The following is a 19358-nucleotide window of genomic DNA, read 5'->3' on the forward strand; positions in this document are numbered from 1 at the left end:
GCCGCTCACCCGATGAACGCGGTGAGCGCCTTCAGCCAGACGACCACCGCCGCCGCGCCGGCATCGGGCACGCCGAGCGCACGGTCGCCCAGGTAGCTCGCGCGCCCCAGGCGCGGCTGCATGCGCGTCGTCGCTTCCGCGCCCTGCTCGGCCTCGCGGACACAGACGGCCCAGGCGTCGGCGGCTGAGCGACCCGCCTTCACCTCCCGGGCAAACGCATCCGCCGCCGGCCTCAGCGCATCCAGCATGGTGCGGTCTCCGGGTCGAGCGCCGCCCAACTCCGACACCGCATCCACCGCGACACCGAACGCTTCAGCCCACGCGGTGGCGTCCGGCGTCCGGTCCACCAGGTGACGCGCGGCGCGCAGCAGCGCGGTGGCATAGAACGGCCCCGAACTGCCACCGATGCTGCGGCGCAACGCATGCCAATCGCATTCAGTGCCCGAGTGGGACTCGTCCACGCCGACTCCGGCAGCTCGCGAATCGCCGCCGCGCCGCGCGCGAGACTGAGCCCCAAATCTCCATCCCCCGCCGCGCTGTCCAGCGCCGTCAGCCGAGCCTCCGCCGCGTCGAACGCGTCCGCCACCGCCAGTGCCGCCTGCTGGAAGCGGTCCATCCCCGGCTGCCGCTCCCCGGCCTCCACCGGCGGCTCCCGCTCGGGTGACACGTGCCGGGGCTCACGCACCGGCGCCACGCTCCCCGCCCCCGGCCAGGCCGGCGCCGTCGTCGCACTGTCCAGCCACGCCAGCCGCGCGTCGTCCACCTTCAACAGCGACAGCGAGCACCCCGGCATCTCCAGCGCGGAGAGGAACGTCCCGCTCCACGCCCGCTCCACGCGCACGCCCGCCTGGCGCAGCACCGCCAGCGCCCGCCTCGCGACGATGGCCAACTCCATGGGCGGTGTGCCCCCCAGGCCATTCACCAGCAGCGCCACCCTGTCGCCCGAGGAGATGCGCCGGTCCTCCAGAATCGTGGTCAGCAGCGTGTCCACCAGCGCATCCGCCGACTGCATCGGCACGCGCCGCACGCCCTGCTCGCCGTGGATGCCCAGGCCCAATTCCAGCTCGTCCTCGCCCAGCGTGAAGCCGGGCCGCCCCGCAGCCGGCACCGTGCACGGCCCCAGCGCCACCCCCATGGTGCCCAGTTCCGCCGCCGCGGCCACGGCCTCTCGCGCCACCTCCGCCAGCGACGCGCCTGACGCCGCGGCCGCCCCCGCCACCTTGTGCACCAGCACCGTCCCCGCGATGCCCCGGCGCCGCGCGGGCTCCACCGTGTCGTGCAGGGCCACGTCGTCGGCCACCACCACCGTCTCCACGGGAATCCCCTCCGCGCGCGCCAACTCCGCGGCGAGCCCGAAGTTCAGCCGGTCTCCCGTGTAGTTCTTCACCACCAGGAGCGCGCCCGCCGGGCCGGACACCGCGCGGATGGCGGCCAGCACCGCGTCCGTGCTCGGCGAGGTGAACACGTCCCCCGCCACCGCCGCGTCCAGCATGCCCGCCCCCACGTAGCCCGCGTGCGCCGGCTCGTGCCCGCTACCGCCTCCGGAGATGACAGCCACCTTCCGCTGGTGCACGTCCGGCGGCGTGTCCGCGCGCACCACCACCGTCTCCCCCTCCAGCAGGGCCTGTCCCGGAGCGAGCGCGACCAGTCCTTCGAGCATCTCCCGCACCACGGCGCGGGGCGCGTTGACGAGCTTCTTCACGGCGGTGTTCTCCTCGGTGAAGGGGGACGCCCAAGGTGGACGCGCCGCGTGGGCCCGTCAAGCACGACGCGTACGGCCGGTCTCCAACACGGGCCCGAGCGTCACAATCCCATCCGCGAGTCCCGGTGATAGGGTCCGCGGCATGGCCAAGTCCCCGTGCCCCGTGACCCTGTCGCAGTTCCTCGAGAAGGCCGAGCCGTTGAAGGTCGTCATCAACGGCCAGGAGATGCTCGCCGAGGTGAAGTCGTTCTCCACCGGCTCGTTCGGCTGGTACATCAACGGCAAGACGCTCGTCACCGTCGATGGCAAGCCCGTCTCGGTCCAGATTGGAATGAACCTCACCGTCGTCGGCTCCAAGGAGGCCGACCGGGGGACGCCGAGCACCCCTCCATCCGCGACGTAACACCCGGAGTGCGCGGAGGAGCCCCACGCTCCCCGCGCACCACGCGGCGCTTGTAGGATGGCGCCGCCTCTTCTTCCTGGAAGTCATCGTCATGTCCCTGCTGGAGCGTCTCCGGTCCCTGTTCTCCGACTCCGCCGCCCCCGCGTCGTCCACCGACGCCGGGGCCGCGCCCGCGCAGTCCGGCATCCCGGGCGCGGCGGAGCCCCCGACGCCCGTGGTCACCCGCTTCCTCCAGAAGGGCGAGGTGGTGGTGAAGGAGGGCGACTCCGGGACGTCCATGTTCGTCGTCCTGGAGGGCCGCGTCGCCGTGGCCCGCGAGGCGGAAGGCCAGGAGCCCCGCGTCGTCGAGCAGCTCGGCGCCGGCGAGTTCTTCGGCGAGCTGGCGCTGCTCACCGGCACCCCGCGCACCGCGAGCGTGGTGGCCCTGGAGGATGCCGTCGTCCTCGAGCTGGCCCAGACGGGCGACCGCGCGGCCTGGGCGGACTATGGCGTGGAGGGCGACAAGGTGGAGCAGACCGCCCGCGAGCGCTTCATGGCGGAAGCCATCCGCGTCAACCCGCTGCTCGCCACACTGTCACCCGAGTTGCAGAAACAACTGGGCCACGCCTTCGTCCCCGTCACCGTACCAGCGGGCGAAACTTTGCTCACCAGAGGTAAACCTGGTGATGCGTTGTACCTGTTACTGCGTGGCCAGTGTGAAGTGTTCCACACCCACGACGACGGCACCCAGACGGCCTATCCCCGCCTGGAGGAGGGCGCCCTCTTCGGGGAGATTTCCCTGCTGCGCAGCCGCCTGGCCACCGCCACCGTGCGCACGCTCATCCCCTGCACGCTGCTGAAGCTGGAGCGCGAAGTCTTCGAGAAGACCATCATGACCCAGCCCAACCTGCGCGGCGCCCTGGTGCGGCTGGGGCTGCAGCGGCTGAAGCAGACGGTGCAGGTGATGGCCGAGCCGTCCCGTGCACCCGAAGACATGGAGCCCTGAGACGCCCGGTGGTTGGCAACCCGTTTGCTATAGCCCCCGCCGGGCAGCACGGGTTGGCGAGGTGGGCGATGGCGGCGCAGTCCGAAGTTCGCAGTGCGTTGGTGGCGAAGGCAGTGACTCTGTTCCCGAATGACACGGTGGTGCGGGCGCTCGCGGTGATGAAGCGCTACGGGCTGGAGCGGATTTCCGTCGTGGACGAGACGCGCGGGGAGCTGCTCGGCAATGTGACGACCGAGGACCTCCGGCAGGTGTGGGAGCACTCGCCGCTGGCCTGTATGTCGGAAATTCTTTCCCTGAAATCCTTGCAGGAGGGTGAGGACGGCTCCTCCTGGCGCCCACGGGTGACGCTCATCTCCCCCCTGGTGGACGTGTATCAGACCAGCAAGCGCTGGAAGCAGTAACGCCCGCTTCACCGGAGCTGCTTCAGCCTCGCGCCGACCTCGACGATGGCGCGGATGGCCGGGAGCAGCTCCGCGCCCAGCTCCGTCAGCGAGTACTCCACCGACGGCGGAGAGGTGGGCAGGGCCCGGCGGCGCACGACGCCTCGCTGCTCCAGCGTCTTCAGGCGGGCGCTGAGGACCTTGGCGGAGATGCGGGGCATGTCCGCCCGCAGCTCGCTGAAGCGTCGCGGACCGGCGCTCAGGTGCCAGAGGACGTTGGGCGTCCACGCCCCGCCGATGAGGGACATGCACTCCGTCAGCGCGCAGGGGGGCGGCGGAGCGGGAGCCCTGCTCTTTCGCCTGGGCAACGACATGGGCGTCCTCCAGTAACCGTCCGGTTACCACGAAGTGAAGTAACCCCTGCTTACGAGTGGCGCGCGCAAAAACCAGCGGCGCTTATCCTTGCCCCATGAGCGAGACATGGAGCGGCAAGGCAGGCAGCCAGACGGAGGCCGTGCGCCGGCTGGGCGTGAAGTACCCCATCGTCCAGGGACCGTTCGGCGGTGGACTGTCCACCACGCGACTCGCGGCGACGGTGTCCAACCTGGGAGGGCTCGGCTCCTTCGGCGCGTACGCCCTGCCGCCGGACGAGCTGGGCCGGCTGACGAAGGAGCTTCGGTCGCTGACGTCCCAGCCCTTCGCCGTGAATCTCTGGGTGTCGGACCATGATCCAGGCGGGCTGAGCCTGAGCCCGGAGGCGTTCGACCGCGCCTACGCGCTCTTCGAGCCCTTCTACCGGGAGCTGGGCGTGGACAAGCCCGAGCGGCCCGAGCGCTTCAGCCAGCGCTTCGAGGACCAGGTGGACGCGCTGCTGGAGGCCCGGCCGCCGGTGTTCAGCTTCGTGTTCGGCGTGCCCTCGGCCACCATCCTCGCGGAGTGCCGCAGGCGCGGCATCGTCACCGTCGGCGCGGCGACGTCGATTGCGGAGGCGCAGGCGCTCGACGGCGCGGGCGTGGACCTCATCGTGGCCACGGGCTTCGAGGCGGGCGGACACCGGCCGTCGTTCCTCGCGCGGGCGGAGGACTCGCTCATGGGGACGCTCGCCCTCACCCCGCTCGTCGCGGACCGGGTGAAGGCGCCCGTCATCGCCGCTGGTGGAATCAGTGACGCGCGCGGCCTGCGCGCGGTGATGGCGCTGGGCGCGCAGGCCGGACAGCTCGGCACCGTGTTCCTCGCGTGCGAGGAGTCCGGCGCCACGCCCGAGCACCGCGCCGCGCTGTTCAGCGACAAGTCCCAGGCCACGGTGCTGACGCGGGCCTTCTCCGGGCGGCTGGCGCGCGGCCTGCGCAACCGCTGGAGCGACGAGATGAACGCCCGCGCCGCGGAATTGCTCCCCTTCCCCGTCCAGGGCTGGTTCCTGTCGAAGCTGAGGCCCGCCGTCGTCAAGGCGGGGCGCACGGACCTCATCTCCCTCTGGAGCGGACAGGGCGCCCCCAACCTGAAGCACCACACCGCGCCGGAGCTGATGGAGTCACTGGTGCGCGGCCTGACGCAACCAGGCCCGTGACACCAGGGCGCTCCGGGTTTCAGTCCTCCCGGAGATGCCCTCCATCTGTCAACAATCCCACCACTGAGTTGCAATAGCCACGGCCCGACGGCGTTCCCCCTCTACCCGGAATCTCCCGGGGATTGCGGACAGGGACTCTCGAAGCCATGCAGAAGCTCATCCGACGTCCATTCATCGCACTGGGCTGCGCACTCGCGCTGGGACTTCAAGCCTGTGGAGGCGCCGCCGCCTTCCCCGAGGGAGAGGCTCCTCCCCCGGAAGCCGCGGCCGTCGCGCCCGTCGAGGCCCGTGCGGCACTCGACGGCGAGACGGACATCCTCGTCGCGCTCCGGTCCATCCCCGGCCTCACGGTGGTGAGCGAGGGCACCACGCCGCAGCCCGGCTGGCGCTTCTTCATCCTCTCCTATGACCAGCCGGTGGACCACCGGCACCCCGAGGGCGCGCGCTTCCAGCAGCGCCTGACGCTGCTGCACCGCTCGACGCAGAGGCCCATGGTGCTGGCCAGCACGGGCTACGGCATCAGCACGTTTCCGGGCCGGACGGAGCCCACCTGGCTGCTCGACGCGAACCAGCTCCTCGTCGAGCACCGCTTCTTCGGCCCCTCCACGCCGGTGCCCGCCACGTGGGAGCACCTCACGCTGGGTCAGGCCGCGGCGGACCACCACCGCATCGTCACCGCCTTCAAGACACTCTACACCGGCAAGTGGGTGGGCACCGGCGCCAGCAAGGGCGGCATGACGTCCATCTACCACCGCGCCCTCTACCCGAATGACGTGGACGCCACCGTCGCCTACGTGGCGCCCAACAGCTTCGGCCCGCAGGACCCGCGCTACATCCAATTCCTCAGCCGCGTGGGCGACGCGGCCTGCCGCGAGCGCATCCGCGACTTCCAGCGCGACGCGCTCACCCGGCGCGCCGAATTGGTGCCGCACATGGTGCTGGCCGCCGCCGCGCAGGGGCTGAGCTACGACTTCCTCGGCGCGGACAAGACGTTCGAGTTCTCCATCCTCGAGCTGCCCTTCGTCTTCTGGCAGTACAGCACCGCCGCGGAGTGCTCCCTCATCCCCACGCCCGGCGCACCGGCGGACGAGGTGATTGCGGCGCTGGACTCCTTCCTCGGCCTCTATTCCTTCAGCGACGGCAGCATCGACTACTACGCGCCCTACTACTTCCAGGCGGGCACGCAGCTCGGCAGCTACCGCTCCGACGAGCGGCACCTGCACGGGCTCCTGCACTACCCTCGGCAGTACGCGCCGGCCAGCCTCGTGCCCTTCTCGCTGGAGCCCTACCCGTTCGACCACCTGGCCATGCCGCTCATCGCCGCGTGGGTGAAGACGCGGGGCGAGCGCATCCTGCTCGTCTACGGAGAGAACGACCCGTGGTCCACGAATGCCTTCGACGTGCGCGAGCGCAATGACTCGTTCCGGTTCTTCATGCCCGGCGGCAACCACGGCTCCTTCATCTCCGGCCTCCCCGAGGCCGACTACGCCCTGGCATTGGAACGGCTCACCACGTGGGCCGGCGTCTCGGCTCCGGGCCTCGCCTCCCATGGGGCTCCCGCCCCGCTCTCCGCCGAGGAGCGCGCCGAGCTGCTCCGCGAGCGCCGCCGCGGGCCGCCCCGGGAGTAGGCCCAGGGCCGTGACGGGCGGGCGAGGTGGGTCCGCCCGTCATGGGACTTCCGGTAGCCGTGTTTCTTTTGCACTTCACATTGAATTTCGGACGCACTCCGCCGTCCGTCCCCTCCCTCGCACTGCCGGGCCGGCGGTATTTCGCGAGGTGAAGAGATGCACTACCGAAGTGTGAGAAGCAGATGTGTCACGGGGCTCGTGGCGTGGATGACGCTTGCCGCATGTGGTGAAGCGCCCCAGGCGTCGCAGGCTCCCGAGGCGGAGTCTCCAGAAGTCGCGGCGCAGGCCCTGGCCACCGGGCCGGACTTCGTCGTGACGTCGGTGACGGGGCCCACGAGCGTGTCGCCCTATCAGCCGCTGTCCCTCTCGGTGCGGGCCTGCAACCAGGGCACGCTGCCGGGCAGCGCCGTCGTGGAGCTGTACCTGTCGAGCGACAACGTCATCACCCCCAACACGCCGACCACTCCCTCCCCTGACTTCATGGCGGGGTACGTCTTCATGAACCTCGGCGTCGGCGAGTGCCGGACGGAGCAGGTGCGGGCCTCCTCCCCGATGGGCGCCGATGCGACGTACTACCTGGGCGCCGCCGCGGACCCGATGAACGCGCTGCCCGAGACCAAAGAAAACAACAACCTCCGGCTGGGGAGCCGCATCGGCGTGGGCTACCTGCCGGACCTGGTGGTGTCCTCCGTCACGGGCCCCACCAGCCTCCAGCCGTATCAGACGCTCTCCGCCTCCGTGGTGGTGTGCAACCAGGGCACCCTGCCCGGCCAAGGCGTGCTGGAGCTCTACCTGTCCCAGGACGCGGTCATCACCCCGCCCGTCCCGCCGAACCCGACCACCGACGTGCCCGTGGGGAGCGTGTACCTGCAGATGCTGCAACCGGGCCAGTGCCGGACGGAGCAGGTGGCGGGCTGGACCTCCGTACCCGCCGAGGCCGTCTGGTACCTGGGCGCCGCGGTGGACCCGGGCAACTCCACCGTCGAGTTCATCGAGGACAACAACACCCGCGCGGGCAACCGCATCGGCGTGGGCTACCGGCCGGACCTGGTCGTCACGGCCCTCACCGGGCCCACGAGCGCGCTGCCGGGCGAACTCGTCAGCCTCACCGCGACGGTGTGCAACCAGGGCACGCAGTCGGGCAGCGCGCCGGTGGAGTGGTACCTGTCCCAGGACACCGTCATCACCCCCAACGGCTCCACGGACTATTACATGGGAAGCTCCTCCTTCCTCTTCCCGCTCAACCCGGGACAGTGCGAGACGCGGACGTTCGCGACGACCGTGCCCTCCAACTTCCAGGGCACGTACTACGTGGGCGCCGTGGTGGACCCGGCCAACGGCCTCCAGGAGTTCTTCGAGGACAACAACACCCGCGTGAGCAGCCGCATCGGGTTCGGCAATGCGCCTGACTTCGTGGTGTCGTCCGTCTCGGGCACCACCACCGTGCAGCCCGGCGGTGGCATCAGCGCGACGGTCCGCGTGTGCAACCAGGGGACGGCGTGGGACTCCGCCGACGTGGAGCTGTACCTGTCGCAGGACTCCGTCATCACCCCGACGACGACGCCGGGCCCGGGCTCGGACCAGCCGGTGGGCGTGGGCCACGTCGACCTCGCGGCCGGAGCGTGCGGCACGGTGACGGTGACAGGGGGCGCGAACACGGAGGGCACCTTCTACCTGGGCGCCGTCGTGGACCCGCGCGGATGGAGGACCGAGCTCTTCGAGGACAACAACACCCGCGCGGGCAACCGCATCGGCGTGGGCTACCGGCCGGACTTCGTGGTGACGTCCGTCACCGGGCCCGCGAGCGCGGCGCCGGGCCAGTCCTTCAACGTCACGGCGACGGTGTGCAACCAGGGCACCGTGCCTGGGTACACCACCGTGGAAATCTACCTGTCGCAGGACTCGGTCATCACGCCGCACAACGGCCCCGGCTCGACCACCGACTACCACATCGGCCAGATATACACGGGCATGCTCGAACCGGGCGTGTGCCAGACGATGACCCTCCCCGCCTCCGGCGGGGGACCGATGGATGGCACGTACTACCTGGGCGCAGCCGCGGACCCGGGCGGCGTGGACACCGAGCTGTTCGAGGACAACAACACCCGCACGGGCAGCCGCATGGGGTTGGGCTACCGGCCGGACTTCGTGGTGACGTCCTTCACGGCGCCCGCGAGCTCGAGGCTCTCCCAGCCGTTCAACGTCACGGCGACGGTGTGCAACCAGGGCACTCAGGCGGAGTCCGCCGGGGAGGTGGAAATCTACCTGTCCAAGGACTCGGTCATCACCCCGAGCCAGTATGGCCCCGGGCCGGACTTCAACGTGGGCTACGCCCCCATCGACATGCTCGCCCCGGGCCAGTGCCAGACGGTGACGATCTCCACGTCCCAGAACGTCGAGGAAGGCGTCTGGTACCTGGGCGCCGTGGTGGACCCGCGAAACATGAGGATGGAGTTCCTGGAGGACAACAACACCCGCACGGGCGGCCGTATCGGCATCGGTGACCGGCCGGACTTCGTGGTGACGTCCGTCACCGGGCCCGCGAGCACGCAGCGGGGCCAGTACTTCACCGCCTCGGCGCGCGTGTGCAACCAGGGCACCCGGGACGGAAGCACCGACCTGGAGCTGTACCTGTCCGAGGACACCGTCATCACCCCGTACGGGCCGTCCACGCCCACGTCCGACCTCTCCGTGGGCCTCGTGTTCATCGGCAGTCTCGCGCCAGGCCAGTGCCAGACGGTGTCGGTCAATGCCTACGCGGGCTACAGCCTGTATGGCTCGCTCTACCTGGCCGCCCTCGTGGACTCGCACGGCCCCAGCGGCAACGAGCTGATTGAAGACAACAACACCCGCGTGGGTGGCCGCGTCAACGTCCTGCCCTGAGTCGCGCACGGTGGCTCGTGGAAGGAACGTTCCTTCCACGATGCCTCGGGCCGCTGGGCGGGTTGATGCGCGCGGTGGAAGGCCCTCCTCTCGCGGTGCGGGAGGGGAGGGCCGGGCGTCAGAGCCCCAGTCCCTCGCGGAGGTGCTGCACCACCACGTCGGGCGGCGGCGACACGTCCACCTCCAGCGCGTCCGCGGGTATCTCCAGCGTGGCCAGCTGCGAGTCCAGGAGCGACGGCGGCATGAAGTGGCCGTGGCGCTGGGCCAGCCGGCGCGCCAGCACCTCCCGCGGCGCATTCAGGTACACCCACCGCATCCGCGAGGGGTCCACCTCCAGCACCGTCCGGTAGGAGCGCTTGAGCGCCGAGCACGCCATCACCAGGTCCTCGCCGCGCGCCAGCGCATCCTCCATCACCCCGCGCAGCACCTGGAGCCACGGCCACCGGTCCTCGTCCGTCAGCGGCACGCCCGCCGCCATCTTCGCGATGCTGGCCTTCGGGTGCAGGTCGTCCGCGTCCACGAAGCGCCAGCCCAGCGCGGCCGCCAGCGCCCGGCCCACCGTGGTCTTCCCCGCGCCCGAAACCCCCATGACGATGACGACCATCTCGTGCGGCCTCCGGAGGCGGTGAAAAGCCCCGCCATCATTCGGCCATGGGCCCTCGCGCGCCACCCCATTTGACGCCGAATGCCCACCCCATCACGTCCTGGGAATGTCAGACCCCCCAGGTACTCTTCCTTTCGTCGCCGCGAGAGACGCGGCACGGAGGGGGAAGTCATGGCGGACATCGCGGACGGCGCGAAGCTCGAGCTCCAGGGTTCAGGTTCCAAGCCCTACATCCTCAAGAACACCGGCGGCGTGTACTCGTGCAGCTGCCCCGCGTGGCGCAACCAGTCGATTGCGATTGAGCGGCGCACCTGCAAGCACCTGCGCAAGGTGCGCGGGGACGCCGCCGAGGACGCGCGCACCGGCGCCGCCGCGTCCGGCACCGGCGCTGCTCCCGCCGCGAAGAGCGCGGGCAAGGCGAAGAAGGCCGGCGCATCTCCGGACGCCGCGGAGGCCAAGGAGGCCAAGGAGGCCAAGGACAAGGCCCCGCCGCTGCTGCTGGCGCACTCGTGGGAGACCGACGTCGACCTCACCGACTGGTGGATGAGCGAGAAGCTCGACGGCGTGCGCGCGTACTGGGACGGCCAGCGCTTCTGGTCCCGCCTGGGCAACGAGTTCTTCGCGCCCGCGTGGTTCACCGCCGGGCTACCGGACTTCCCGCTCGACGGCGAGCTGTTCGGCGGCCGCAAGCGCTTCCAGCGCACGGTGAGCATCGTCCGCCGGCAGGACCGCAGCGACGACTGGAAGGAATTGTTCTTCGTCGCCTTCGACGCGCCGTCCGTGGACGCGCCCTTCGAGAAGCGGCTGGAGCACTGCCGCAAGTGGATGGAGGACGCGAAGCCCGCGTACGCGAAGTGGCACACGCACGAGCGCTGCAAGGGCACGCCGCACCTGCGCGAGGAACTGGAGCGCGTGGAGGGGCTGGGCGGTGAGGGGCTCATGCTGCGCAAGCCGGGCTCGCGCTACGAGGCGGGCCGCTCGCACACGCTGCTCAAGGTGAAGAGCTTCAAGGATGACGAGGCGCGCGTCGTGGGCCACGTCGCGGGCGCGGGCCGGCACAAGGGCCGCCTGGGCGCGCTGGAGGTGGAGCTGCGCAATGGCAAGCGCTTCAGCGTGGGCACCGGCCTGTCCGACGCCGAGCGCGAGGCCCCGCCGGCCATCGGCACCGTCATCACCTTCCGCTACCAGGAGCTGTCCGACGACGGCGTGCCCCGCTTCCCCTCGTACGTGGGCGTGCGCATCGACGCGGCCCCGTTCGCCGCGGCGCCCAAGGCGAAGTCGAAGGCCCGCGCGTAGCGGCGCGACGCCTCCCGCGCCCCCGGGTACAGTCCCCGGTCCGGTGGTCGACGGTGCGGCCTCACAGTGCCCGCTGGCGAAAGGCAGGCGGGTTCAGCGAGCGGATGCGCGCACGAATGCGCTGGACGAAACGCGCGCGCGCCGTCTTCTTGGAATCCGGCACATACAGCAGACGACCTCCGGACGGGTGTGCGCTAGCGGTCATCGCAACAGCGCGAACCGGCGTCTCGTACCGGAGGCCATCGTCCCGGGACGGCGTGCGCGGTCTACAGACCAACGGTGCACATCCCCCGCGCGGACACGGGAGCCCGCATCCTGGTGTCTGCTTGAGCCGACCATGCACTGCGAGCTCTGTCTGTCTGACCATCCCGAGGACGTGCTGTGCGAGAACGTGCACTGGACGCAGGGGGCCCGAGCCACCCACGAGGTGGAGCCACCGTCCGTGGACCTCACCGGCCAGACGCTGGGCCACTACCGGCTGATGCGCCGGCTGGGCGCCGGCGGCATGGGCACGGTGTACCTGGCCGAGCAGACCCGCATCTGCGCGCGGGTGGCGGTGAAGGTGCTGCATCCGCACCTGGCCCATGACGAGAGCCTGCGCGCGCGCTTCTACGCGGAGGCCCGCACCGTCAACGTCGTGGGCCACCCGCACATCGTCCACATCTTCGACATCAACGAGGCGCCGGGCGGCATCCACTACTTCGTCATGGAGTACCTGGAGGGCGTGCCGCTGTCACACCTGCCCCGGCCGCTGGACGCGGGGCAGCTCGTGCTGCTGCTGGCCCAGGCGTGTGACGCGCTGGACGCCGCACACCGCTGCGGCGTGGTGCACCGCGACTTGAAGCCCGACAACCTCTTCGTGGTGCGGCACGCGACGGAGCCGCCGTCGCTGCGGGTGCTGGACTTCGGCGTGGCCAAGGCGCACCGCCCGGACAACGAAGACGTGACGGCGGCGGGCATCGTCCTCGGCACGCCCGCGTACATGGCGCCGGAGCAGTGGGCGGGGCAGCCGGTGGACGGGCGCGCGGACATCTACGCGCTGGCGGTGACGGCCTATTACATGGCCACCGGGCAGCTCCCCTTCGAGCGGGGACAGATGGCGGAGCTGGCGCTGTCCCTGGGGCCGGTGGGCCCGCTGCCGCCACACGTGCTGGTGCCCTCGGTGCCTCCGGCGCTGTCGGAGGTGCTGCTGCGCGCGCTGGAGCGCCGGTGCGATGACCGCTACGCCACCGCGCTGGAGTTCAAGGAGGCGCTGCTCGCCGCGGCCGCGCCCCCGCCGGCCCGGCAGCATGTGGACGTGCCTCCCATTGGAGACACGCCGGTGCCCGCGCCCGCGTTGGCGGTGCTGGACGCGGACGCTCCGGCGCGGGAGCCGAGCGACGTCACCCCTCCGCTCACCTGGCTGGCGCGGGTGCGCCGTCGCTCGGGGACGGACGTCGTGGAGGTGCGCTGCACGGAGCTGAGCAAGGGCGGCCTCTTCCTGTGCTGCGCGGAGCCCTTCCCGCGCCTGTTCCACCGGCTGGAGTTCACCCTGCTGCTGGCCGGCGAGGAGGTGGAATGCACGGGTGAGGTGGTGCGGCACGTGGACTCCGCCCAGGCGCGCGCGTGGAGCATGTCTCCCGGCGTGGGCGTGCAGTTCATCAACCCCTCCGCGCGGCTGCGCGAGCTCATCCACCGCGTGCAGCCCCACCGCCCGGGCACGCCCGCCCCGCCGGCTCCGCCCCCGGAAGCCCACCTCTAGGCCACAAGCAGGACGCGCGAGGGCCGCCCCCCGGTGAAGAGGGGCGGCCCCGGTGCGCGTCCGGTGCGCCCTACTGCTTCGGCTTGTCCATGTCCTTGTCCGTCTCCGGGTACTGGGGCTCGCCGGAGCCGCCGACGCCGGAGGCCGGCTGGTCACCCCAGCCCGCCTCGAAGAAGCCCTTCCACTTCCACGCGTCGCCCTCCTTCACCAGGAGCCCGGCGTTGCGGCCGGTGCGCTTCACCCCGCCCACCGTCATGGTGAACTCGTCGGTGAAGGTGGCGAGCGAGTCGGACAGCACGGTGATGGTGCGCTTGTGCTTCACGTCCTTGACCTCGGGCCCCTGCTCCATGGGGCCCTTCATCATCTCCGTGTACTTCTGCTGGTCGTACTCCTCGGCCTTCGGGACGCCCTTGCTGTCGTCGGTGGCCATGAAGATGGGGAACGAGCTCCGGGTGATGGTCGCCTGGAAGTCGCGCCGCTTCATGATGGCGTCCTCTTCATTGAGGAACGTCTCCACTTCCTTCTTCGTCTTGGACTCACTGGTCGGCTTGCGGGTCCACGGCCCCGACTTCGACAGGTCCATGGGCGCGCCCGAGCCGCCGGTGGCCGGGGGCGCTTCCTGCTCCTGGGCCCAGACGGGCGAGGTCAGCACGAGCGAGACGAGACACACTGCGATTCGACGCATCATGTGATTTCCTCCTCGCCCGAAGGTGGTGGCGGCCTGCGTCCCGGCAAGCCGGCCCACGACGGCCGCCCCGGACTGGAGGGCCTCCCGGGTGCGAGCTACCGCACGGAGAAGGCGCGCGACGCCCCCGAGTAGGGGCGCACGCGCCCATCCCACCCGGACTTCCAGTTCCCCTCGTGGACGAGCCGGTACGTGCCCGGCGCGGCGTCCGCGGGGACGTCCCACTCCACGGTGACGTAGGAGCAGGCCAGCGTGGGCACGCAGTTCTCCCGCCGCCACCGGTAGCGCGTCTCCCATGCGCTGTCGTCCGCCACGTCCCGCCAGGCGCCGTCCGGCTCCCGCCGCTGCACGCGCAGGTAGGTGCCCTCCAGGCGCAAGTCGTTCTTCGGGTGGCCGCCCCAGAAGGTGACGCTCACCGTGTCGCCCCGCGCGTAGGTGGCGCGTGCGTCGGTGACGATGTCACCGAAGTCCACCCACAAGAGCTTGTCGTCGAACACCACGCCCGGCTGGAGGCTCGTCTGCACGGAGCGTAGGTCCCGGGGCGTGGGGCCCGGCGGCACGGGCTGCCCGTCCCGCAGCGCCGCGGCGAGCCCGTCGAAGCCCTGCTGGAGCGCGGCCAGCGTCCACGGGCCGAAGTGCGTGGAGGCGCCCTCGTAGGCCTGGCGCGAGTACTCCTCGCGGGTGGCGACGTAGCCCGCGTAGTCGTTGGCGAGCCCGGCAATGACGACCTCCGTCACGCCCATGGGGGCCAGCCGTTCCTGCACGGTGCGCCGCAGGCGGCGCCCGGCCATGGTCGTCAGCTCGAAGGGCACCGCCACCAGCGCCAGGTTGCCCACGGTGACGAGCTGCAGGGGCAGCACCTCGGGCGTCCACGGGTAGGGGCGCAGGCTGCCCGTCTCCAGCACAATCGGCTTCTCCCCCTGACAGGGCGTGGTGGTGACGGCGCAGGTGAACTGGCTCCAGAGGTCATGGATGGCGGCGCACGAGGCGCCCTCCGCGCCGAAGCCCGGCCCGTCCTCCGCGCCCGCGAGCATGGACAGGCCAATGGCGGCGGTGCAGGTGCGGCGCGGCATGCCGTCCGTCCACCAGGGCGCAACGTCCACCGCGTCCAGCTTCACGTACGTGTGGCGGTACTCCACGCCACCGGTGACGCGGGCGTTGGCGGTGGCCCACAGCCGCGCGGCGAAGTCGTACTGCCGGCGGGCGGAAATCTCCGTGTCCTCGAAGTCATCCGCGCCGCCGCCATTCGTACCGCCGAGGACGTTGGGCGTGACGTCGCCCTCGTTGGAGTTGGCGAAGGCGGCGACGAAGGTGGAGCCGCCGCCGGTGGGGCGCTCGCCGCGCGCGCCCTCGAAGAGGTACGCGGCCAGGCCCTTGTTGTCGCCGCTGATGAGCGTGTTGTCGTTGCCCATGGACGTGGCGTGCACGGCGAACCAGTTGATGAGGCCCACCTCGGTGCCGTCCGCGCGGGTGAGGCGCAGCAGCGTCATGCGCGTGTCCACGTCGGAGGCGTAGCGGGCGCGCTCCGAGGGCGGGTTGAGGCGGTAGGCCTCCGGCGAGCGGTTGCGGCTGGCGCCGAGCAACTCACCGGAGGACAGCCGCAGGGTGCCCTCGGCGAGGCGGCCGTCGGCGCGGACGATGGAGGAGACGATGCCGGAGACGATGGCGTCGAAGTTCTGCGGCACGAAGCCGAACGACGTCAGGTTGTAGAAGGTGTAGTGCGAGAAGCCACCGGGCCCCGAGTGCGTGTGCGTGGCGCTCAAGAGGACGTTGTCGTCCGTGTAGCGGTCGCCGAAGCGCGCGCGCAGCTTCTCCAGCACCTGCTGCTTCACGCCCTGGAACACCATGCCCAGGTCGGCGATGACGAAGGCCACCCGCCGGCCGTTGCACGGCGAGGCGATGACGAAGGCGCGCGAGCGCAGCCGCTGATGGATGCCGGACGTCTGCTGTCCCACCTGGCCGTAGCCCATCATCCCCACCTCGGCGGCGGGGCCGGTGATGTCGCCGGTGCCGGCGCCGATGAGGAAGCGCTGCTGGCCCGCGCACGCGCCCGCCAGCCCGGCCCCCGCCCCCTCCTGAGGAGGCGGGGAGGCGGGGCTCGCGGCCCCGGACGCCGTGGCGAGGACGAAGGCGAGCGCCAACGAGAGCCGGACGTGTGGGGTGCGCATACGAGCCTCCGGGGCGCCTGGGGAGGACGCCACCACGGGACAAGGTGGTGACGGCTCCGGCGCGCGTGCAGGGCCCGCGAGGGCGCGCCGTCAGGCGGCCTACAGTGTCCGGACTTCCCAGCCCCGGCAAGGACTCCGGGCGTCCGCGCCTCTCGCAAGGGCGCGGGGCTTCAGCGCGCCGACAAGGGCGTCAGACTTCCGGGCCCTGCCGAGGGCCTCCGACTTCCGCGCTCTGCCGAGGGCTTCAGACTTCCGCGCTCTGCCGAGCGCTGGAGGGAGGCGCCGCTCACACGCCCGGCCGGCTCGCCGTTTCCTTCGGCGGGGCGACACTCAGGGCCACGCGGAAGGTGGTGCCCGCTCCCACGGACGACTCCACGGAGATGTGACCGCCCATCCCGTTGACGATGGTGTCGCAGATGGACAGCCCCAGGCCCGTGCCCACACCCGCGGCCTTGGTGGTGAAGAAGGGGTCGAAGATGCGGCGCAGGTGCTCGGGGGGAATGCCGTGGCCGGTGTCCCGCACCACCACCATGACGTGGCCCCCCTCGTCCAGGTACGTGGTGAGACGGATTTCATTCGTCTCGGACTGGCCCTCGTCGATGGCGTGCGCGGCGTTGATGACGAGGTTGAGGAACACCTGGAACAGCTTGCCCTCGTTGCCCTTCACCGTGGGCACCTCGCCGTATTCCTTTATCAACCGCGCGCGGGCGCGCACCGTGCTGGCCGCCATCTGCGTCACCGAGTCCAGCACCCGGTGCACGTCCACCGCCTCCTCCTTGCCGTCCTCCACGCGGGAGAAGACGCGCAGCTGGCGGACAATCTGCCGCATGCGCTCGGCGCCCTCGCGGGCGTCTTCCAGCACCTGGCGGCACTCCACCAGCTCGTCGTGCGTGAGCGGCCGTGAGCGGGGCCCCACCGTGCCGTGGAGGTAGTCCAGGTTGGACAGCACGTAGGCCAGCGGGTTGTTCAGCTCGTGGGCAATGCCCGCGGCCAGCAGGCCCATAGAGGCCATGCGGTCGGTGAGCATGAGCTGCGCCTGGGTGCGCTTGCGCTCGGTGAAGTCGCGCGCCACCGTCACCCGCGCGGGCGCCCCGTCGACGACGACGGCCAGCGTCACCAGGTCCGCCACCACGACCTCGCCGTCCTTGCGCATCAGCGGCATCTCCACCGCGCGCGCCGAGCGCTGGCCTTCCATCGCCTGCCCCAGGTGGAGCTGCGCCGCGCTCCGGTCCTCCGGCCGCACCAGCTCCAGCACGTGGCGACCCACCAGCTCCGAGGGCTCGCGGTAGCCCAGGTACTGCACCAGGGCCGGATTCACGGACAGCAGCACGCCGTCCCCCACGTGCACCATGACGGGGTCCGGAAAGGCTTCGATGAGCAGGTGGACGCCGGCCTCGGTGCGCCGCAGCGTCGTCTCCGTGCGCACGCGCAGCGCGTTGTCCGTGCGCTGCTCCAGCGCCAGCGACAGGGCGCCGGCCGCGCCGGACAGGAGGTTGACTTCAATGGGGCCCCACGGCCGCGCCTCGCGGCAGTTGTCGAAGCCGATGACGCCGAAGAGTTGCCCGTGCACGCGCAGCGGGATGAGCAGCACGGAGCGCACGCCCTGCGCCTCCACCACCGCGGCCAACATGGCGGGGAAGTCCCGGGGCATGCCCTGCACGGGGTCCCCGCGCAACAGCCGCGCCGCCTGGTGGGGGTGCAGCGCCTCCATCAGCGGGAGGCCGTGCATCTCCGGGTCCTCCAGGTTGGGGGTGATGCCGGGCGCGCACCACTCCGCGCGCTGCGAGCCCAGCAGCGTGCCGTCCGGGGCGCGGTGCATCTCGAAGACGTAGACGCGGCTGGCGGCGGACACGTGGCCCAGCGGCTCCACGACGGCGCCGTACAGGTCGAGTGGGAGCTGGTGCGGCATCATCCGCCGCTGCACGTCCACCATGGTCTCCAGGTAGCGCTCGCGCGTGGTGATGGCCTGCTCGGCCTGCCGGCGCGAGGTGACGTCCGCCAGCGTGCCCACCACCTCACCGGGCGAGTCCGGCAGGGCCCGGGCGGACAGCACCACCCAGCGGGTGCCCCGTCCCTCGGCCGCCTCCATGCGCAGCTCCTCGCGCGGCGCCAGGCTGCGCTGGGCGGCCGCGGACTCCAGCAGTGCGCGGGCGCGCTCCCGGTCCTCCGGGTGGAAGGCGTCCCACAGCGGGCGGCCCAGCCACCGGGACACCAGCATGCCCGTCAGGCGCTCCCAGGGCTTGGAGAGCCAGATGACGCAGCCCTGGGCATCGAGCTGGAAGGGCACCTCGCGCATCAGGTCGTCGAGCACGCGGATGTGCCGCTCGTCGAACGGAGCGCCGGACATGGTAGCGGGCCTCAGCGGCGCACGCGCTCCGCTCCCTCCGGGATGCGGCTCGGGAACCGGCCCTGCGGGGGCCTCATCAGGCCCCGTTTCCCGCTGCTCGTCCGCCAAATCCGGCCTCCTGCGCCCTCGGAGAGGGGCCGGCGTCCTGACAGCGCACACGGCTGCCGGGAGCGATACCAGACCCTGTCCCCTCCCGGTGGCGACCTCACCCCGAAGCATACGGCGACCGAATGTCTGGAAGTCAATGAAGGCGCAAGCAGTTCACGCTCCGTCGTCGGGCTCCCACCCACCGGGAGCACCCGAGCGAGGGCGCAGTCGGCGGTCTCCCATGACTCGGGCGGGCACGCCACCGACGATGGACCAGGGGGGCACGTCCCGGGTGACGACGGCCCCCATGGCCACCACGGCGTGGTCTCCCACGGTGACGCCGTCGGTGATTCCGGCGTTGGCGCCCACCCAGACATCCGCGCCGATGACGACGCCACGCGACGTCACGGGTTGCCCACGCACGGGCCGGTCCGGGGCGAGCCCGTGGTCGAAGGCGTACACGGTGACGCCGGTGGCGATGCGCGTGCCCTCACCGATGCGGATGCCGGCGGAGCCGCCGTCCAGGCTGGCCCGGGCGTTGATGCTGACATTGGGGCCCAGCACCACGGGCCCGTGGAGGAAGACCTCCGCGGCGATGCTGCAACCGGGGCCGATGGACACGGTGCGCCCGGGCTCGGCGAAGATGCGCGCCTCCGGGGCGATGAAGCACCCCTCCGCGATTTCGACGGTCTCCAGTTCGCGCAGCCATTGCTGCACCTCGCGCTGCCAGGCCTCCGCCCAGCCGCGGTGGCGGGGCTTGAGGACGAAGTAGAGCCAAGGCATCCAGGAGAGCCGGAGCTTGTGCTGCTCGCGGCGGCGCGCGTTCAGGTCCACGGCGCCTGACTACCACGCCCGTGGGGCTCGCGGGCCATGCCCGCTCGC

Annotated in this window: 15 protein-coding genes and 1 pseudogene; 8 read left to right on the plus strand and 8 right to left on the minus strand. The window is 71.3% G+C overall.

From position 1 onward, the window contains the following. Positions 1-5: 5 nt before the first annotated feature. Both OV427_RS16455 and OV427_RS16460 read right to left on the minus strand, forming a co-directional pair. Positions 6-461 (minus strand): DAK2 domain-containing protein, encoded by a 456-nt coding sequence (locus OV427_RS16455; RefSeq protein ID WP_267857068.1) that lies wholly within the window; start codon positions 459-461, stop codon positions 6-8. A 5-nt stretch (positions 462-466) separates the two neighbouring features. Further along, a pseudogene (locus OV427_RS16460) lies at positions 467-1660 on the minus strand (dihydroxyacetone kinase family protein); the annotation flags it as partial. 184 nt (positions 1661-1844) lie between these two features. Between OV427_RS16460 and OV427_RS16465 the strand changes: the two are divergent. From OV427_RS16465 to OV427_RS16475, 3 genes are all read left to right on the plus strand, one after another. Next, on the plus strand, positions 1845-2105 hold the full coding sequence (locus OV427_RS16465) for a hypothetical protein (RefSeq protein WP_267857069.1): 261 nt from the start codon (positions 1845-1847) through the stop codon (positions 2103-2105). A 91-nt stretch (positions 2106-2196) separates the two neighbouring features. After that, positions 2197-3090, plus strand: a complete 894-nt coding sequence (locus OV427_RS16470) for a cyclic nucleotide-binding domain-containing protein (RefSeq protein ID WP_267857070.1) — start codon at positions 2197-2199, stop codon at positions 3088-3090. Positions 3091-3203: 113 nt separating this feature from the next. After that, complete coding sequence (locus OV427_RS16475; RefSeq protein ID WP_267857071.1) at positions 3204-3491, plus strand: CBS domain-containing protein; 288 nt, start codon at positions 3204-3206, stop codon at positions 3489-3491. Between the two features lie 8 nt (positions 3492-3499). Here OV427_RS16475 and OV427_RS16480 read toward each other — a convergent pair whose 3' ends face one another. Then, positions 3500-3844: a winged helix-turn-helix transcriptional regulator gene (locus OV427_RS16480; protein WP_267857072.1), complete on the minus strand. Its 345-nt coding sequence runs from the start codon at positions 3842-3844 to the stop codon at positions 3500-3502. A gap of 95 nt (positions 3845-3939) precedes the next feature. Between OV427_RS16480 and OV427_RS16485 the strand changes: the two genes are divergently transcribed. From OV427_RS16485 to OV427_RS16495, 3 genes are all read left to right on the plus strand, one after another. Next, positions 3940-5037 (plus strand): NAD(P)H-dependent flavin oxidoreductase, encoded by a 1098-nt coding sequence (locus tag OV427_RS16485; protein WP_267857073.1) that lies wholly within the window; start codon positions 3940-3942, stop codon positions 5035-5037. Positions 5038-5183: 146 nt separating this feature from the next. Then, positions 5184-6665, plus strand: a complete 1482-nt coding sequence (locus OV427_RS16490; protein ID WP_267857074.1) for a S28 family serine protease — start codon at positions 5184-5186, stop codon at positions 6663-6665. A 171-nt stretch (positions 6666-6836) separates the two neighbouring features. After that, positions 6837-9548, plus strand: a complete 2712-nt coding sequence (locus OV427_RS16495; RefSeq protein ID WP_267857075.1) for a CARDB domain-containing protein — start codon at positions 6837-6839, stop codon at positions 9546-9548. Positions 9549-9666: 118 nt separating this feature from the next. Here the strand turns inward: OV427_RS16495 and OV427_RS16500 are convergent, their stop codons facing one another. Next, positions 9667-10152: a gluconokinase gene (locus OV427_RS16500; RefSeq protein ID WP_267857076.1), complete on the minus strand. Its 486-nt coding sequence runs from the start codon at positions 10150-10152 to the stop codon at positions 9667-9669. Between the two features lie 171 nt (positions 10153-10323). Here OV427_RS16500 and OV427_RS16505 point away from each other — a divergent pair, with 171 nt between their 5' ends. Together OV427_RS16505 and OV427_RS16510 are read left to right on the plus strand one after the other, a co-directional pair. Beyond that, on the plus strand, positions 10324-11448 hold the full coding sequence (locus OV427_RS16505) for a DNA ligase (RefSeq protein ID WP_267857077.1): 1125 nt from the start codon (positions 10324-10326) through the stop codon (positions 11446-11448). A 337-nt stretch (positions 11449-11785) separates the two neighbouring features. After that, entirely contained in the window at positions 11786-13189 is a 1404-nt protein-coding gene (locus OV427_RS16510; protein WP_267857078.1) for a protein kinase domain-containing protein, read from the plus strand. Between the two features lie 70 nt (positions 13190-13259). Here the strand turns inward: OV427_RS16510 and OV427_RS16515 are convergent, their stop codons facing one another. From OV427_RS16515 to OV427_RS16530, 4 genes are all read right to left on the minus strand, one after another. After that, positions 13260-13877, minus strand: a complete 618-nt coding sequence (locus OV427_RS16515; RefSeq protein WP_267857079.1) for a hypothetical protein — start codon at positions 13875-13877, stop codon at positions 13260-13262. A gap of 95 nt (positions 13878-13972) precedes the next feature. Further along, the gene (locus OV427_RS16520) at positions 13973-16042 is read right to left on the minus strand and encodes a neutral/alkaline ceramidase (protein ID WP_267857080.1); all 2070 of its coding nucleotides are present in this window, start codon (positions 16040-16042) and stop codon (positions 13973-13975) included. A gap of 286 nt (positions 16043-16328) precedes the next feature. Continuing rightward, on the minus strand, positions 16329-18389 hold the full coding sequence (locus OV427_RS16525; RefSeq protein WP_267857081.1) for a PAS domain S-box protein: 2061 nt from the start codon (positions 18387-18389) through the stop codon (positions 16329-16331). A gap of 261 nt (positions 18390-18650) precedes the next feature. Next, positions 18651-19310 (minus strand): acyltransferase, encoded by a 660-nt coding sequence (locus tag OV427_RS16530; protein ID WP_267857082.1) that lies wholly within the window; start codon positions 19308-19310, stop codon positions 18651-18653. Positions 19311-19358: the final 48 nt, after the last annotated feature.

The sequence above is a fragment of the Pyxidicoccus sp. MSG2 genome (assembly GCF_026626705.1).
In the GTDB taxonomy this organism is placed as follows: Bacteria; Myxococcota; Myxococcia; order Myxococcales; family Myxococcaceae; genus Myxococcus.

Coding starts and splice junctions, on each gene's coding strand:
- OV427_RS16465 (WP_267857069.1), top strand. CDS start 1,845: ATGGCCAAGTCCCCGTGCCCCGTGACCCTGTCGCAGTTCCTCGAGAAG.
- OV427_RS16470 (WP_267857070.1), top strand. CDS start 2,197: ATGTCCCTGCTGGAGCGTCTCCGGTCCCTGTTCTCCGACTCCGCCGCC.
- OV427_RS16480 (WP_267857072.1), bottom strand. CDS start 3,844: ATGTCGTTGCCCAGGCGAAAGAGCAGGGCTCCCGCTCCGCCGCCCCCC.
- OV427_RS16485 (WP_267857073.1), top strand. CDS start 3,940: ATGAGCGAGACATGGAGCGGCAAGGCAGGCAGCCAGACGGAGGCCGTG.
- OV427_RS16490 (WP_267857074.1), top strand. CDS start 5,184: ATGCAGAAGCTCATCCGACGTCCATTCATCGCACTGGGCTGCGCACTC.
- OV427_RS16500 (WP_267857076.1), bottom strand. CDS start 10,152: ATGGTCGTCATCGTCATGGGGGTTTCGGGCGCGGGGAAGACCACGGTG.
- OV427_RS16505 (WP_267857077.1), top strand. CDS start 10,324: ATGGCGGACATCGCGGACGGCGCGAAGCTCGAGCTCCAGGGTTCAGGT.
- OV427_RS16510 (WP_267857078.1), top strand. CDS start 11,786: ATGCACTGCGAGCTCTGTCTGTCTGACCATCCCGAGGACGTGCTGTGC.
- OV427_RS16515 (WP_267857079.1), bottom strand. CDS start 13,877: ATGATGCGTCGAATCGCAGTGTGTCTCGTCTCGCTCGTGCTGACCTCG.
- OV427_RS16520 (WP_267857080.1), bottom strand. CDS start 16,042: ATGCGCACCCCACACGTCCGGCTCTCGTTGGCGCTCGCCTTCGTCCTC.
- OV427_RS16525 (WP_267857081.1), bottom strand. CDS start 18,389: ATGTCCGGCGCTCCGTTCGACGAGCGGCACATCCGCGTGCTCGACGAC.